Origin of the sequence: Actinoallomurus oryzae (assembly GCF_039541955.1) — a bacterium.
In the GTDB taxonomy this organism is placed as follows: domain Bacteria; phylum Actinomycetota; class Actinomycetes; order Streptosporangiales; family Streptosporangiaceae; genus Actinoallomurus; species Actinoallomurus oryzae.
In genome coordinates this window covers 753462-768292 of the sequence record NZ_BAABHF010000019.1, presented here as the reverse complement: position 1 = coordinate 768292, position 14831 = coordinate 753462, and the positions used below count along the sequence as shown (strand labels likewise).

Annotated in this window: 15 protein-coding genes and 1 pseudogene; 10 read left to right on the top strand and 6 right to left on the bottom strand. The window is 72.7% G+C overall.

Annotated elements, in window-relative coordinates:
- The first annotated feature begins 82 nt into the window (after positions 1–82).
- Positions 83–856 carry a class I SAM-dependent methyltransferase gene (locus ABEA10_RS17670; protein WP_345464912.1) on the top strand — a complete coding sequence of 258 codons (774 nt, stop codon included), beginning with the start codon at positions 83–85 and terminating at the stop codon, positions 854–856.
- On the opposite strand, the gene ABEA10_RS17665 is transcribed toward ABEA10_RS17670, so the two are convergent.
- From ABEA10_RS17665 to ABEA10_RS17655, 3 genes are read right to left on the bottom strand one after another with little or no spacing between them, the layout of a single operon-like run.
- Complete coding sequence (locus ABEA10_RS17665; RefSeq protein WP_345464910.1) at positions 846–968, bottom strand: hypothetical protein; 123 nt, start codon at positions 966–968, stop codon at positions 846–848. The genes ABEA10_RS17670 and ABEA10_RS17665 overlap by 11 nt on opposite strands.
- Complete coding sequence (locus ABEA10_RS17660) at positions 965–1639, bottom strand: response regulator transcription factor (RefSeq protein ID WP_345464908.1); 675 nt, start codon at positions 1637–1639, stop codon at positions 965–967. Before ABEA10_RS17660 ends, ABEA10_RS17665 begins: the two co-directional genes overlap by 4 nt.
- Positions 1609–2952: a sensor histidine kinase gene (locus ABEA10_RS17655; RefSeq protein ID WP_345464906.1), complete on the bottom strand. Its 1344-nt coding sequence runs from the start codon at positions 2950–2952 to the stop codon at positions 1609–1611. Before ABEA10_RS17655 ends, ABEA10_RS17660 begins: the two co-directional genes overlap by 31 nt.
- 229 nt (positions 2953–3181) lie before the next feature.
- Here ABEA10_RS17655 and ABEA10_RS17650 point away from each other — a divergent pair, with 229 nt between their 5' ends.
- The 3 genes from ABEA10_RS17650 to ABEA10_RS17640 are packed head-to-tail and all read left to right on the top strand — an operon-like array spanning position 3182 to position 6317.
- On the top strand, positions 3182–3607 hold the full coding sequence (locus ABEA10_RS17650) for a hypothetical protein (protein ID WP_345464904.1): 426 nt from the start codon (positions 3182–3184) through the stop codon (positions 3605–3607).
- The gene (locus ABEA10_RS17645) at positions 3604–4371 is read left to right on the top strand and encodes an ABC transporter ATP-binding protein (RefSeq protein ID WP_345464902.1); all 768 of its coding nucleotides are present in this window, start codon (positions 3604–3606) and stop codon (positions 4369–4371) included. The genes ABEA10_RS17650 and ABEA10_RS17645 overlap by 4 nt, the downstream gene beginning before the upstream one ends.
- Positions 4368–6317, top strand: a complete 1950-nt coding sequence (locus tag ABEA10_RS17640) for an FtsX-like permease family protein (protein ID WP_345464900.1) — start codon at positions 4368–4370, stop codon at positions 6315–6317. The genes ABEA10_RS17645 and ABEA10_RS17640 overlap by 4 nt, the downstream gene beginning before the upstream one ends.
- Positions 6318–6361: 44 nt before the next feature.
- On the opposite strand, the gene ABEA10_RS17635 is transcribed toward ABEA10_RS17640, so the two are convergent.
- A complete protein-coding gene (locus ABEA10_RS17635) occupies positions 6362–6769 on the bottom strand; it encodes a hypothetical protein (RefSeq protein ID WP_345464898.1) in 408 nt (135 codons plus the stop codon).
- 156 nt (positions 6770–6925) lie between these two features.
- On the opposite strand from ABEA10_RS17635, the gene ABEA10_RS17630 reads away from it, so the two are divergent.
- Both ABEA10_RS17630 and ABEA10_RS17625 read left to right on the top strand, forming a co-directional pair.
- Positions 6926–7588: a HEAT repeat domain-containing protein gene (locus ABEA10_RS17630; protein WP_345464896.1), complete on the top strand. Its 663-nt coding sequence runs from the start codon at positions 6926–6928 to the stop codon at positions 7586–7588.
- A 6-nt stretch (positions 7589–7594) separates the two neighbouring features.
- Positions 7595–8614, top strand: a complete 1020-nt coding sequence (locus tag ABEA10_RS17625) for a MerR family transcriptional regulator (protein WP_345464894.1) — start codon at positions 7595–7597, stop codon at positions 8612–8614.
- On the opposite strand, the gene ABEA10_RS17620 is transcribed toward ABEA10_RS17625, so the two are convergent.
- Positions 8531–9076 carry a hypothetical protein gene (locus tag ABEA10_RS17620; RefSeq protein ID WP_345464892.1) on the bottom strand — a complete coding sequence of 182 codons (546 nt, stop codon included), beginning with the start codon at positions 9074–9076 and terminating at the stop codon, positions 8531–8533. The genes ABEA10_RS17625 and ABEA10_RS17620 overlap by 84 nt on opposite strands.
- Before the next feature lie 85 nt (positions 9077–9161).
- Between ABEA10_RS17620 and ABEA10_RS17615 the strand changes: the two are divergent.
- From ABEA10_RS17615 to ABEA10_RS17600, 4 genes and pseudogenes are all read left to right on the top strand, one after another.
- A pseudogene (locus ABEA10_RS17615) lies at positions 9162–9233 on the top strand (TetR family transcriptional regulator); the annotation flags it as partial.
- Between the two features lie 12 nt (positions 9234–9245).
- Positions 9246–9641 carry an SbtR family transcriptional regulator gene (locus ABEA10_RS17610; RefSeq protein ID WP_345465165.1) on the top strand — a complete coding sequence of 132 codons (396 nt, stop codon included), beginning with the start codon at positions 9246–9248 and terminating at the stop codon, positions 9639–9641.
- 149 nt (positions 9642–9790) lie between these two features.
- On the top strand, positions 9791–12187 hold the full coding sequence (gene lon / locus ABEA10_RS17605) for an endopeptidase La (protein WP_345464890.1): 2397 nt from the start codon (positions 9791–9793) through the stop codon (positions 12185–12187).
- Between the two features lie 147 nt (positions 12188–12334).
- Positions 12335–12913 carry a hypothetical protein gene (locus ABEA10_RS17600; RefSeq protein WP_345464888.1) on the top strand — a complete coding sequence of 193 codons (579 nt, stop codon included), beginning with the start codon at positions 12335–12337 and terminating at the stop codon, positions 12911–12913.
- 6 nt (positions 12914–12919) lie between these two features.
- Here ABEA10_RS17600 and ABEA10_RS17595 read toward each other — a convergent pair whose 3' ends face one another.
- The gene (locus tag ABEA10_RS17595) at positions 12920–14581 is read right to left on the bottom strand and encodes a nitroreductase/quinone reductase family protein (RefSeq protein ID WP_345464886.1); all 1662 of its coding nucleotides are present in this window, start codon (positions 14579–14581) and stop codon (positions 12920–12922) included.
- Positions 14582–14831: the final 250 nt, after the last annotated feature.

The window sequence follows — 14831 nt, the reverse complement described above, 5'->3', positions numbered from 1 at the left end:
GGGCGACACGTGGTTTCACCGGAGGCGTAGCGCAGCGGGAAAACCCGTCGCCGGAGCGCCCCGCCGCGAGTACGGTCGCCTGGTGCCCGACGCGCTCTTCGCCCATCCCCGGCTCGCACCCCTCTACGACGCCTTCGACGGCGACCGGGACGACCTCGCGGCCTACGTCGCCATCGCCGGCGAGCTGGGCGCGGACCGGGTGCTCGACGTCGGCTGTGGGACGGGCTGCCTGGCGGTCCTGCTCGCCGAGAGCGGCCGTACGGTCGTGGGCGTCGACCCGGCGAAGGCGTCGCTCGACGTCGCGCGATCCAAGGACCCGGCCGGAAGGATCACCTGGGTGCACGGCGACGCGCGTCTGATGGCCGAGCCCGCCTTCCCACCCGCTACTCGGCTCGCCGCCACGGCGTCCGGCTTCGACCTCGCGGTGATGACCGGGAACGTCGCGCAGGTCTTCCTCACCGACGACGACTGGGCACGGACGCTCCGAGGCGTTCACGCCGCGCTTCGTCCCGGTGGTCACCTCGTGTTCGAGACCCGGCGTCCCGAGCGCCGCGCCTGGGAGGAGTGGGCCGCCGACACGGCTCCGCTCACCCTCGACGTTCCGGGGATCGGTCCGGTGGAGCGGCGTCTCGAGGTCACCGATGTCAGCCTCCCCCTGGTCTCCTTCCGCTGCATCTACCGGTTCCTGACGGACGGCGCGGTCCTCACCTCGGACTCGACGCTGAGGTTCCGCGACCGCGACGAGCTGGAGCGGAGCATGGCCGACGGCGGCTATCGCGTGCTGGACGTACGGCAGGCCCCGGACCGCCCGGGGCGGGAGTTCGTGTTCGTCGCCCAGCGCGTGATCAGTCGCTGACCGTCGTCCGCTCGGGAGTCTCGCGCCGAAAACGCCGAACCCGGCCGGCGGTGCTGGTCGCGGTCACGTCCGGGCCGAAGGCGATGAGCCGGGCGCGGGCCGTGCGCGTCATCGGGCGGAGCCGCTCCGCAGGTAGGTCAGTACCGCGAGGACCCGGCGGCTCGTGTCGTCGTCCGGAGGGAGGTCGAGTTTGGTGAGGATGCCACCGACGTGCTTGCCGACCGTGGCCTCGGAGACGACGAGCAGCCGGGCGATCGCGGTGTTCGAGTGCCCTTCGGCGATGAGGCCGAGAACCTCACGCTCCCGTGCGGACAGGCGGCTCAGCGGGTCGCGCTGCCGGCGCAGCAACTGGCGTACGACCTGGGGATCGACCACGGTTCCGCCGCCGGCCACCTGGCGCAGCGTGGCGACGAACTCCTCGACGTCGACCACCCGGTCCTTGAGGAGGTAGCCGACGCCTTTGCCGTCGCCGGAGTCGAGCAGATCGGAGGCGTAACTCAGTTCGACGTACTGGCTGAGCGCGACGACGGCCAGGCTCGGGTCGGAGCGGCGGAGTTCGACGGCGGCGCGCAGCCCCTCGTCCGTGTACTCCGGAGGCATCCGGATGTCGGTGATCACCAGGTCGGGGGCGTGCTCGGTGACGGCCTTCTTGAGCGTGGCGGCGTCGCCGGCCGTGGCGGCGACCTCGAACCCGAACCTGTGGAGCAGTCCCGCGAGCCCTTCCCGGAGGAGCACGCCGTCCTCGGCGAGGACTACTCGGACCGCGGTTCGCTCAGGCTGCACGGAAGCTCCACTCGTAGGACCGTCGGCCCACCGTCCGGGCTCGACAGCAGCATTCTCCCGTCCGTCACGGCCACCCGGTCGGCCAGGCCGGTCAGGCCGGTGCCGCGCCGTGGGTCCGCGCCGCCGTCGCCGTCGTCGTGGATCTCCACGGTGAGCACGTCTCCGTCGTGCCCAACGGTGACGCTCGCCGCGGTCGCCCCGCTGTGCTTGGTGATGTTCGTGAGGGCCTCGGCGACGACGAAGTAGGCCGTGCCCTCGACGTGGCGGGGCGGCCGGGCGGGCAGGTCGGCGGTCACCGTCACCGGGAGATGGAACCGGTCGGCCAGCTCGCCGATCGCCGCCGGGAGTCCCCGGTCGGTGAGCACCCGGGGATGAATGCCGCGGACGAGTTCCCGCAACTCGACCATGAGCTGTTTCGCCTGTTCGTGCGCGTCGGCGACACTCCTGCTCGCGGGCGACTCGGGCGGGAGGTCGAGCCGGGCGAGGCCGAGTTGCAGGGTGAGGCTGAGGAGCCGCTGCTGGGCGCCGTCGTGCAGGTCACGCTCGATCCGGCGGCGTTCGGCCTCGAAGGCGCCGACGAGCCGGGCGCGCGAGCGCGACACCTCGACCAGCTCCGCGCGCAGCCGCTCGCCGGTCCCGCGCGCGAGCAGGGCCCGCGCCATCGCGCCGTGCGCACCGGCGAGCAATGCCAGCAGGTACGCGGTGACCGGTAGCAGCACCAGACCGGCGATCGCGTACGGCAGGGCCGCCGTCGGCGTACCGGCGTGGCCGACGATGAGCGACACGGGATGGCCGTCCCGCGCCAGGAGCGGACTCGCGACCAATCCGCCGATCAGCAGCAGGAGCAGCAGGACGGCGGGCCAGAGCGCGACGGTCACGGTGACGAGCAGGGCGGTGTAGCCGAGGGCCCGCCAGGTGGCCGCCTCCGTGTAGCGGCTGCGCAGCCACGGCCACGGCCCGCCGGCCGGCGGGCGGCGGTGCGCGGACGCCACCGGCCGCGAGTCCACCAGGCGCAGCCGTCCCCGCTCCAACTCCGCCAGGGGCAGGGCCACCAGCGGGCCGATGCCGACCACCAGCAGCAGCCCGAGCGCGACGAGCGACGTGATCACGCCGTACGGCGGCCGCCCGTCCCGGGTCGCCAGGCGTAGCGCGACGGCCCACGGCGAGGTGAGCAGCGCCAGGGGCAGGACGGCCACGAACACGGGCACGGCGGCGGTCAGCAGGTAGCCCAGAGACCGCCACGGCCAGCGGCTGAGAAGGAAGCGGCGCCGGGCGACCGCCTCCAGCGCGGTGTTCGGCACGGGGGAGGGCACACGCGCCACGCTACCGGCGGCCTCGGTTCCCGCCGCTCACGACGGCGCCGCGTTCGACCTGGTAGGCCCAGCACTGCCTAGGTTCGAACCGCTCATGAGGCCGCAGCCATCGACCTGGTAGGCCCAGCACTACCTCGGATCCGGTGGTCCGCCGTGATGGCCGCGCCACCGGCTCGGTGATTCCGTGAACGGACGCGTCCGACTGACACGGAAAGGTGCGTTCGGGGCTTTGAAAACGCGCACAGGGGTACTCGCGTACCTCCTCATCTCCTGCGGCCTGTCCTGGGGTTACCTGTTCACCGCCCGGCCGGCGGTCGGGCTCTCGCTCGTCAACCCGCTGGTACGGCTCGTCGCCGTCGCCGCCGCCGTCACGGTGGCGGCGGCGCTGGGCCTGTGGCAGCCCGACCTGGCGCCACTGGGCGTCTCCGGCCTGCCGGAATGGGCGTCGCCTCTGCTGCTGATGGCGGCGGTCATCCCTCTCACGCCCTTCTACTGGGGCGAGGAGTTCGGCTGGACCAGCCACCTGCGGCCCCGCCTGTTCGCCGGCCGGCCGGTGGCGTCCGTCGCGGAGCCGCTGTCGAACGGCGGCCTCGGTGTCTCGGTGGCCCGGCCCGATGTATGGAGGCCCGGCCCGCCGATGGGATCGACTTCATGATGGTGGGACGGACCGGGCCGGAACGGCCCGCGGGAGTGAGCCGGATCGTCGTGGAACTGCGCGGCGTGACCAGGGAGTACGGGGCGGGACAGGCACGGATCCGTGCGCTCGACGGCGTGCACATCGGGTTTCCCGCCGGGTCGTGGACGGCGGTGATGGGGCCGTCGGGCTCGGGAAAGTCCACGCTGATGCACTGCGCGGCCGGCCTGGAGAAGGTGAGCGACGGGCGGGTCTTCCTGCTCGGCCGGGACATCACCTCCGCGCCGGACGGGGTCCTCACCGCGTTGCGGCGCCGTACCGTCGGTTTCGTCTTCCAGAGCTTCAACCTGATCGGGTCTCTGTCCGCGGAGCAGAACGTCGCCCTGCCGCTGAGACTGGCCCGGAGCGGGGTGTCCCGCAAGGACGTTCGGGACGTGCTGGCGGCCGTCGGGCTGGGGGACCGGCTGGGGCACCGGCCACGCGAGCTGTCGGGCGGCCAGCAGCAGCGGGTGGCCATCGCTCGTGCGATGGTGACCCGGCCCGAGGTCCTGTTCGCCGACGAGCCGACCGGCGCCCTGGACTCCGCGTCCGCCCGTACGGTGCTCGGGCTGATGCGCGGACTGGTCGACGCGGGAGGCCAGACGATCGTCATGGTCACCCACGATCCGGCGGCGGCCGCGAGCGCGGACGCCGTGGTGTTCCTGTCCGACGGCCGGGTCGTGGACCGCCTGGTCCGGCCCTCCGTGGGCGCGGTCGCCGACCGCCTCGCGCGGCTGGAGGGATGAACGTGCTGCGGTTGTCGCTCACGACCTTCCGGGAGCATCGCCGGCTGTTCGCCGGCGCCATCGTGGCCGTGGCCCTGGGCGTCGCGCTCCTGCAGTCGTCGCTGCTGGTGATGGCGGCCATCTCCGACGCGGAGATACCTTCGAGCCCGTCCGGCCAGGCCAGGGAGCGGTTGCGGGACGCCTACGCGGGCGCCGCGACGCTGCTCGGGATGACGGTTCTGCTGGCGGCGTTCCTGACGTTGTTCATCGTGAGCTCGACCTTCGCCTTCACCGTCGCCCAGCGCCGTAAGGAACTCGCGCTGCTGCGCCTGGCCGGGGGAAGCCGCCCGCAACTCCTCGGCCTGCTGCTGTGCGAGGCGTCGCTGCTCGGCACGGCCGGGACGGCGGCGGGAGTGCTGATCGGCGTGCCCGCCACCTGGGCGCAATCCTGGTCGCTCGTCGCGTTCGGCTTCCTGCCGGCCGGGTTCTCCCCGCGTCTGGACGGCGGGATCATGCTCGCGTCGGCGTGCACCGGGCTCGGGGTGGCGCTGCTCGGGGTGCTCGCGGCCGCCCGGCGGGCGGCGGCGGTACGCCCGCTGGAGGCCCTGCGCGACGCCGGACGCGCCGCGCGGGTGATGACCGTGTCCCGCTGGTTCTTCGGCACGTCCCTCCTGGCCCTCACGATCTGGATGATCTGGGTCGGGCAGGCGTCCGAGGTCCTGGGGGCGATCGTGATCGCGCTGGGCGTCTCAGTTCTCGGCGCGGTGGCGCTGAGCCTGTTGAGCCCGCTGGTCGTGCCGCTCGCCGGCAGGCTGTTCGGGCTGGCGCTGCGGCCGAGCACCCTCGGCGAGCTCGCCCAGGCGAACCTGCGGGACGCCGTGCGCCGCAGCGCCTCCACGGCCGCTCCGCTGATCGTGCTCGTCGCCCTGGTCCTCGGTCTGACCGGAACGCTGGACTCGCTGGCGACGATGGTCGGCGAAGAGCAGAGGCGCATCGTCGCGGGAGACCTGGTCGTGGACTCGACCGGTGCGGCCGCCGCGCGGATCGCGGAGGTGCCCGGGGTCGCGGTCGCGTCGGTCCAGTCCACGGTGCCCGTCTCCGTGACGGGCCGGCACCGGAGGGCCGGCCGTGCGTACCGGCGGACCGTCTACTCGGGAGTCGTCGCGGTGGACCCGCCGGCCTACGGGCGAACGCACCGGCCGGTCGCCCGTGCCGGCTCACTGGACCGGCTCCACGGCCGGACCATCGCCGTGGCTCCGGGGCAGAGCGAGGAGGGGTGGCGTCTCGGCGACGTGGTCACCGCGCGCGTCGGCGGGCGGCGGATGCGACTGCGGATCGTCGCCCTGCTGCCGCCGACCCTGGAGAACGGCGCCGACAACTTCCTGGTGCCGCGCGAGCTGGTTCCGGACGCGATCGCGGCCCGGGCACCGGCACAGACCGTGGTCCAGGTCGCCCCCGGTACCGACCCTGCGGCGGTCGCCGGGCGGCTTCGCGCCGCCGGCATCGGCACGGTGCGCACCGTGGCGCGCTGGGCCGGGGACCGGGCCGCGGCGGAGGAGCGCGGGAACATGGCGATCTTCGCCGTCCTCATGGGGCTCGGCGGCCTGTACGCGGCCGTCGCCGTCGTCAACGCCGTGATCATCGCCGGCGCCGAGCGTACGGCGGAGTTCGCGGTCGCCCGCGTCACCGGCCTGAGCCGGCCACAGGTCGTGCGCATGGCGCTGATCGAGGCGTCGGCGGTGACCGCGATCGGGCTGGCGCTCGGCGGCCTCGTCGCGGCGGGCGCGCTGGCCGGCATCGCCGCGGCCGGCGTCCGCGCGGTCGGCGTGCCGCTCGTCGCGGTGCCGTGGACACCGCTGCTCCTGCTGGTCCCCGGGGCCTTCCTGGTGACCGGCGCGGCCAGTGTGTGGAGCACGCTGTCGGCCACGCGGCGGCGACCCGTCACCCTGGTGACCGCACGGGAGTGAGCCGGGGTGCGAGGCCTCCGACCGCGGCGGCCTGCGTACGGACGCTAGTCGGGAGTCCCTGGGACGCGACTCTGCCGATCGATGATGACGGGCAGAGCCCGTCCGAAGGAGGCCAGGCTCTTGCCCTCCTCGCCGCTCAGCACCCGGTGGGCGGTGGAGAAGGGGAACGCCTTCACCCCGGAGACCTCGACGGCGAGGCTTCCTTCGTGATCGATCCACGTGCCGCCGTACGCCTGGACCAGGACCCGGCCGGTATAGGCGCCGACGAGTCGCCACCACAGCCGGAGCCGGTCCTCGGCGAGCGGCCCGTCGGCCAGCAGGGCCAGGCACACCTCGTCCAGTTCGACGAGGGAGGCGAGCGAACCGTCGAGGCGGCGGCCGTGGTCGGCGGCGACCAGCCGAGCGCACTCGGCGGCGAGGCGGTCCAGCATCGCGGTGTCGGGGGCGGTCATGCCGTGATGATCGCAAGCTCTGGCTCCGGTGCACCAGCCGTTATCGGGGCGAGCCGCCCGACGCGGCCGGCCCGCCCGGATACGGACGGCCCCTCCCGCTTGACCTTGACACGGTGACAAGGCCTTCACTGCGGCCTGGGAGGTGGTCCGACGACCATGCCGAAAGAGGACACGAACACGATGCGAGCGCTCCAGGGGCTGGACAACGGCGACTCGTCGGTGCGGCTGCAGGTGGCGATGGCGGCCGGCACGACCCCGGACCCGGGGTTCATCGACCGGCTCGTCGAACGCTGCGCGATCGAGCCTGAATTCTTTGTGCGCGACATGCTGACCTGGGCACTCACCCGCCACTCACCAGCGATGACGGTCCCCAGGCTCATCGACGAACTCCACTCCGAGCGTGCGCAGGGACGGAGCCAGGCGTTGCACACGCTGTCCAAGATCGGGGATCGGCGAGCGTGGCCGGCGATCACACGAGCGCTGCTGACCGACGCCGACGACGAGGTGGCGCGGGCCGCGTGGCGAGCAGCCGTCGTCCTCGTGCCCGAGAATGAAGAATCCGAGTTGGCCGGCGTGCTGGCGACACGACTCGGGCGAGGCGAGCGTGAGACGCAGTTGAGCCTCAGCCGGGCGCTGATCGCGCTCGGTGAGGTGATCATGCCGACCCTGCGCGCCGCGATGACGGATCCCGACCCCCGCGTGCGTCGGCACGCGATCGCCACGGAGCGGCTGTGGCGCGACCCGGATGCCGGATTCGAGTTCGCGATCGAGGAGGCGAAGCGCCTCGTGGCCCTCGGCACGACCGGGCAGGAGGAGTGAGGGGCAGTGTTGATCGGTGAGGTGGCACGACGGTCCGGGGTCAGCGCCCGCATGCTCAGGCACTACGAGTCGCTCGGCCTGGTGCGGCCGACGGGTCGTACCACGGCCGGCTACCGGGAGTACTCCCGCGAGGACATCCGGCGGATCTTCCACGTCGAGAGCCTGCGGTCATTGGGGCTGTCGCTGCGTGAAGTCGGGCGCGCGCTGGATGATCCCGGTTTCACGCCCTCGGAGCTCGTCGACGACCTCATCCGCCAGACGCGGGAACGCATCGCGGCTGAGACGGAGCTCCTCACGCGACTCCATCGGATCGATGCCGCCGAACCCGCCGGCTGGGAGGGCGTCCTCCAGATCGTCGCGCTCCTCCAGGGCTTGGGTTCGGAGAGCGCGGGGAGGCGCCAGCGTGCGGCCCTGTCCTCGGTCGAAGGGGTTCCGTTGCCGGCGGAGGCTCTGGCCGAGGCGGCCTTGAGCGAGACGGACCCCAACGTCGCCGGAGCCCTCCGATGGGCTCTGGCGCAGTCGGGCGGGGGCGGACTGGCGCGGCTGGCGGAGGGCCTCGGCTCACCGGCGGCCGAGGTACGGAAACGCGCCGTCCAGTCCATCGCCGAGATCCCGGACGGGGAGGCGACCGCACTGCTGCGGGACGCCCTCACCGACTCCGACATCGTGGTCCGCAGGTGCGCGGCTCTGGCGCTCGGCGCACGGGGAGTGGCCGACGCGGTCCCGACGCTGATCGACATGATCGTCGACGAGGCGAACGACGCCGATGCGGCCGATGCGCTGAGCGCGTTGGCGACCGACCCCGCGCTGGCGGATCAGATCGCCACCAGGCTCGTCGACTGCCTCGCCCGCGGCGCCGACGCACCGTCTGTGCGCCGACGGCTGACGGAGGCGCTCGCGGACATCCCGGGGATCACGCCGTCACGTGCCCTCGCGGAGCTGTCACATGACGAAGACCGTGCCGTCGCGCTTACCGCGATCTCCATCCTCAGGCTGCGCGACGCACGCGCCCGGGAGGAGCCGTGACGGACGCGTGTTCCCGCCGGCCATTCGGATCGCGCGGCTCGTGAACGCCGCGAGCAAGGCCAGCCCCGCGGCGGTACCCGCGATCAGCCGCGGGTCGTCGTTGCCGGCCTGGGACAAGCCGTAGACAAGCGCGGCAAGCCCCGGGGGCAGCAGGGCCGGCCCCGTGACGTCGATGCGATCGTCGACTTCACGGTCTGGATCGCGTGGCAGCAGCCGTACGGCGAGCAACAGCGCAACGGCGCCGATGATCACTTCAGGGTCGGTGGTCTCCCACACCTGCACGTTCTCGAAGCTCTGGTACTTCACCGGGGATCGGCCTTGAGCGTCCATCAGCCGGCGGAGGGCTTCTCGCCCCTCGACGCGGGCCGGGGCGCCGGCCGGGGCGAACGGGATCTCGTGCACCGCGTTCCCCGCATAGAGGTCGACGGCTGCCGCCTCGTCGGTGACGGTCAGCTCGTGCATTCGCGCGAGAACCTCGCGGGGGAGTGGGAGTAGCCGAAGATGACATGCGTGATCTCCTGATCGAAAGTGTTCGGGCGTACCGGTCGATGAGATCGCCCGGCGGGCCGGGCTGGGCGCGGGCACGATGCACCGGCATTTTCCGACCAAGGAGTCGCTGTTCGAGGCCATCGTGCTCAGCCACATCGCCCAGCCGGCGGATGAGGCGCGCGGCCTGGCCGAGGCCGAGGATCCGGGCGAGGCGTTCTTCGGGTTCTGCCTCGGCATGGTCGAACGCGGGATGAAGAACCGGGGGCTGGCCGAGATCCTGGCCGGAGTCGGCATCGACGCGAAGGCCAGGATCGCGGCCGAGACGGAGCAGCTGGATCGAGCGCTGGAACGCCTGGTGAAGCGAGCCCAGGACAGCGGTCAGGTCCGCGCCGACATCGGCATCGCCGACGTCCGTGCCCTGCTGAACAGCATTCATGCCGCCGCGGAACGGGAACAGGGTGACCGGCGGATGGCGCTACGGATGATGACCGTCATCTGCGACGGCCTGCGCACGGAGCCGCGCCGGCGAGGAGCCTGAGCTCCGGTGTTCTTCGGGCGGCATGCGGGGGAAGGGCGTTGGGGCCATGTAGGGGTGCGTGGTGGTGCTCGCTCAGAGCGAACGACCTCCGGGAAATAGATCACGGCTCTCCTTTCTTGAGTGTGAGTGACTCAATCTTTGGAGGCCTGATGAGCAAGACCGTCACCCTGCCGGTGCTGCCCCTCGACGACGAGGTCGTGCTGCCCGCGATGGTCGTGCCGTTGTCTCTTACGGACGATGAGGTACGAGGCGCCATCGAGACGGCGCGCACCACGGCGCCGGGGACGCCGTCGGACAACGAGGATGACAAGCCGCAGGTGCTCATCGTGCCTCGGCTGAACGGGAAATATGCGGCCGTCGGCACCCTGGCGGTCATCGAGCAGATCGGCCGGCTGCCGGGCGGCGACCCCGGGGCCGTCGTACGCGGTGTGGCGCGGGTGCGCATCGGCACCGGTACCTCCGGCCCGGGCAAGGCGCTGTGGGTCGAGGGCACCGTGGCCGAGGACACCGGCCTCGGCGCGCGGGCCGGCGAACTGGCCAAGGAGTACCGGGCCCTGGTCGTCGGCGTGCTGGAGAAGCGCGGTGCCTGGCAGGTCATCGACATGATCCGCCAGATCGAGGACCCGTCGGTGATGGCCGACCGCTCCGGCTACGCGTCCTACCTCGACGCTGAGCAGAAGGTGCGGATCCTCGAGACCACCGACGTGACCGAGCGGCTGGAGCTGGCGATCGGCTGGACCCGCGAGCACCTGGCCGAGCTGGACGTCGCCGAGACGATCCGCAAGGACGTCGAGGAGGGAGTGGAGAAGCAGCAGAAGGAGTTCCTGCTCCGCCAGCAGCTCGCCGCCATCCGCAAGGAGCTGGGCGAGCTCAGCGGCGACCCCTCCAGCGAGGAGGAGGACTACCGCGCCCGGGTGGAGGCCGCCGACCTGCCGGAGAAGGTGCGCGAGGCCGCGCTGAAGGAGGTCGACAAGCTCGAGCGGACCGCCGAGCAGTCGCCCGAGGTCGGCTGGATCCGCACCTGGCTCGACACGGTCCTCGACATCCCGTGGAACGAACGGACCGAGGACGCGTACGACATCGTCGGTGCCAGGAAGGTCCTCGACGAGGACCACACCGGGCTCGACGACGTCAAGGAGCGCATCGTCGAGTACCTCGCCGTGCGCAAGCGGCGTGAGGAGCGCGGGCTCGGCGTGATCGGCGGACGGCGTTCCGGCGCCGTACTGGCCCTGGTCGGCCCGCCCGGTGTCGGCAAGACCTCGCTGGGGGAGTCGGTCGCGCGGGCGATGGGGCGCAAGTTCGTCCGCGTCGCGCTCGGCGGCGTACGGGACGAGGCGGAGATCCGCGGCCACCGCCGCACGTACGTCGGGGCGCTGCCCGGCCGGATCGTGCGCGCGATCCGCGAGGCGGGATCGATGAACCCGGTCGTGCTCCTCGACGAGATCGACAAGGTCGGCGCCGACTACCGCGGCGACCCGACGGCCGCCCTGCTGGAGGTGCTGGACCCGGCGCAGAACCACACGTTCCGCGACCACTACCTCGAGGTGGAGCTCGACCTGTCCGACGTGGTCTTCCTGGCGACGGCCAACGCCCTGGAGACGATCCCGGGCCCGCTGCTGGACCGCATGGAGCTGGTCTCGCTCGACGGCTACACCGAGGACGAGAAGGTCACCATCGCCCGCGACCACCTGCTGCCCCGTCAGCTCGACATGGCCGGCCTGACGGCCGAGGAGGTCACGGTCGGCGAGGACGCCCTGCGGCTGCTGGCGGGGGAGTACACCCGTGAGGCGGGCGTACGGAGCCTGGAGCGGTCGATCGCGCGGGTGCTCCGCAAGGTCGCGGCGAACGTCGCGCTGGAGACCGTGACCCTGCCGGTGTCGGTCGGCGCGGGTGACCTGCGCGACTACCTCGGGCGGCCCCGGTTCACCCCGGAGACCTCGCTCAAGGAGGAGGAGCGCCGTACGGCGGTGCCGGGCGTGGCCACCGGCCTTGCGGTCACCGGCGCGGGCGGCGACGTGCTCTACATCGAGGCGTCGCTGGCCGACGAGGAGACCGGCGAGACCGGCGTGACGCTGACCGGCCAGCTCGGCGACGTCATGAAGGAGTCGGCCCGCATCGCCCTGTCGTACCTGCGCTCGCGCGGCGCGGAGATGGAACTGCCGGTCGGCGACCTGAAGAACCGCGGCGTGCACGTCCACGTGCCGGCCGGGGCCGTGCCCAAGGACGGGCCGAGCGCCGGCGTCACGATGACGACCGCGCTCGCGTCGCTGCTGTCCGGCCGGCTCGTACGCTCCGACGTGGCGATGACCGGCGAGGTCTCGCTGACCGGGCGCGTCCTGCCGATCGGCGGGGTCAAGCAGAAGCTGCTCGCCGCGCACCGGGCGGGGATCACCACGGTCCTCATCCCCAAGCGCAACGAGCCCGATCTGGACGACGTGCCGGCGGAGGTGCTGGAGCAGCTGACCGTCCACCTGGCCTCGGACGTCCGCGAGGTGCTCGACTGGGCGCTGGAGCCGGCGACGACCGGGCAGACGGTGGCCGCCTGACAATTTCCTGAATGGCCTGACGGCCGATGGCTGCCGGAAGGGCGGTCTCGCGGAGGCGGGGCCGCCTTTTCCGTTTACGCCATGCTTAGGGGTTTCTGCGCGACAATCGGATTCGCTAGGCCTACGGAATCGTGAGGAAAAGTGAAAATGGCGGAACAGGACGAGCACGATCCCCGCGAGGGCGCCACACCGGCCGGGGAGCCGCCGGCCGCACGACCCGGCCCATCCGCTGCGCCGGCCGACGGCGGTGAGACCCCGGCCGCGCCGGCCGGCGGCGGGCAGGCACCGCCTCCGCCGGACCGGCCGGTCGCGCCGGCGCCGCCCGGCCCGGGCGCGCCGCCGCCTCAGGGCGGCGCGCAGACGGACTTCCTGGAGTCCGGCCGCACAACCCCGCCGTACGTGGACGGCGCCGCGCCGCCGCCCGGGCCGGGCCGCTGGCGCCGGTGGTCCTCCAACGGGTCGGTGCGGGCCGGCGCGCTGACCCTGGTGGCCGGCCTGGTCGGCGGACTGGTCGGCGGCGGCATCGTGGCCGCGTTCGACGACGACCACGGCCACGATCGGTCGGTCCAGGTCCGTTTCGGTCCGGGGGGAATAATGGGCCGCGGCTACGGCCACGTCCCGCGTGACTGGGCGCCGCCGAACGGCTGGGGACCGAACCGCCGCGTGCCGCAGCCGGGTCAGCCGGCCACGCCGGCCCCGGTGCCTTCCCCGAAGTCGAGCGGCTGACCCCGGTCAGGACGGAGTGAGGCGAAAGACGCGCAGCTCACGCTGGTCGGCGCGCTCGACGTAGGTGTCATAGACCGACCAGATCCGTACGAGCCGCGGCCAGACCTCGGCGCGTTCGGCGCCCTCCAGCGCCTGGGCCGTGACCGGGATGCGGCGGCCCTGGTAGCGGACCTCGGCCTGCGGGTCGGCCAGGAGGTTCGCCGTCCACGCCGGGTGGTGGTCACGGCCGAAGTTGCTGCCGACGACGACGAACGACCCGTCCTCCTCGGGCAGGCAGATCAGCGGCGTCTCCCGCGGCAGGCCGGTCTTGCGGCCGGTCGTCGTGAGCACGATGCTCGGCAGCACGATCGCCGGCAGCAGGACGCGCCCGCCGGACAGCCGGTGCAGCACCCGGTCGAGCGGCGGTACGACCTTGGGGCCGATCCGGGCGAACCACGGTGCGCTCGCCAGCTTCTGGGCGACCGGCGTGAGCACTCCCTGCAAAGCGCGTACGGGCATCACGAACTCCTTGTGGCTGCCGGGGCCCGTCTCAAGGCCCCGCTGTCCTCCTGCACGGCGCCCGGGCGGCGCCGCCCCGCGTCGCCGGTCGACGGCCGGACCCGGGCCGGCTCCCTGCTCCGCCTCGCGGCGCGCCGCGGAGGGGGACTTCGAGACCGGCCCCAGGCGGCCGGCACGGGCCGGGCGCAGGTGTCCCGCGGCGACGAGCCAGCGCAGCGTGTCGGTGACGCTCTCCTCCAGCGGGCGGAGTGTCAGGCCGAGAGCGTCGAGCGCGACCGTGTCGTCGGAGGGGACGAGCGTCACCATCAGCTCGGCCGCGTCCCGCGTCAGCGGATACCGGAACCCGTGCACCTTCTTGGCGGCGTCCAGAAGAGTGCCGAGCGCGATCATGAGACCGCCGGGCAACGGGATCCGGCGGCAGCGGACGCCGGTCAGCGCGTCGCACAGGTCGGCGAACTCCGGCCATCGCACGTAGTGCCCGCCCAGGATGAGCCGCCGGCCGCCCCGGCCGGGCTCGACGCAGCGCGCGAGCGCGTCCCCCAGGTCGCGCACGTCCAGCAGCGACACCCCGCCGGGCGACACCGGCCACGCGATGCCCAGCCCGGCGGCCAGGCCCGCCGGCATCGCGTCCAGGTGGGGCTGGGACGGCCCGAGCACCCCGCCGGGATAGACGATCGTGACCGGCGCGCCGTCGTCCTGCAGGCTCCGTGCGTACCGCTCGGCCTCCAGCTTGGATCGTCCGTACCCCGTGCGCGGCCGCGCCAGGGGAGCGTCGGAGGTGATCACCGGGCCCGCGGGCGGGACGAACACCGCGATCGTCGACGTGTGGATCACCGGGTCCAGGCCGCGGGCCACCGCGCCGCCGACCACGTTGCGGGTGCCGGTGACGTTGACCGTGACCAGGTCCGTACGGCGGCCCGTGACGCCGAGCGCGGCCGCGGCGTGGATCACCGCGTCGCAGCCGTCCAGCGCGCGGCCGACGGCCTCCTCGTCCAGCATGTCGCCGTGGCACATCTCGGCGTCGCCGGCGTCCACCCCGATCTCGGCGAGGACGCGGCCCGTCCGGCCGGGGTCGCGGACGAGCAGCCGGGGACGGTGGCCGGAGGCGAGGACCGACTTCACCGCGTGCGATCCGACGTATCCCGAAGCACCGGTGACGAGTACCCGCATGACCTTCAACGTAGTACTCGATGATCATCCGCCGTCATGCACGGGGGCCAAGACGCCTCATATCCGTTACCGGTTTGCAACAAAACGTGTGATCTAGATCTCAATATTGAACTCCGCATCTCGGGCGGCGCGGGCGCTGTGGTCCGGGGGGGATGTGTCCGCATGTTGAGACGGGCGGCGGGCCTCGCGGCGGTGATCTGTCCGCGTTTTCCCTGGTCAGGGGGGATATGTGTCCTCGTGATCGTTTTCA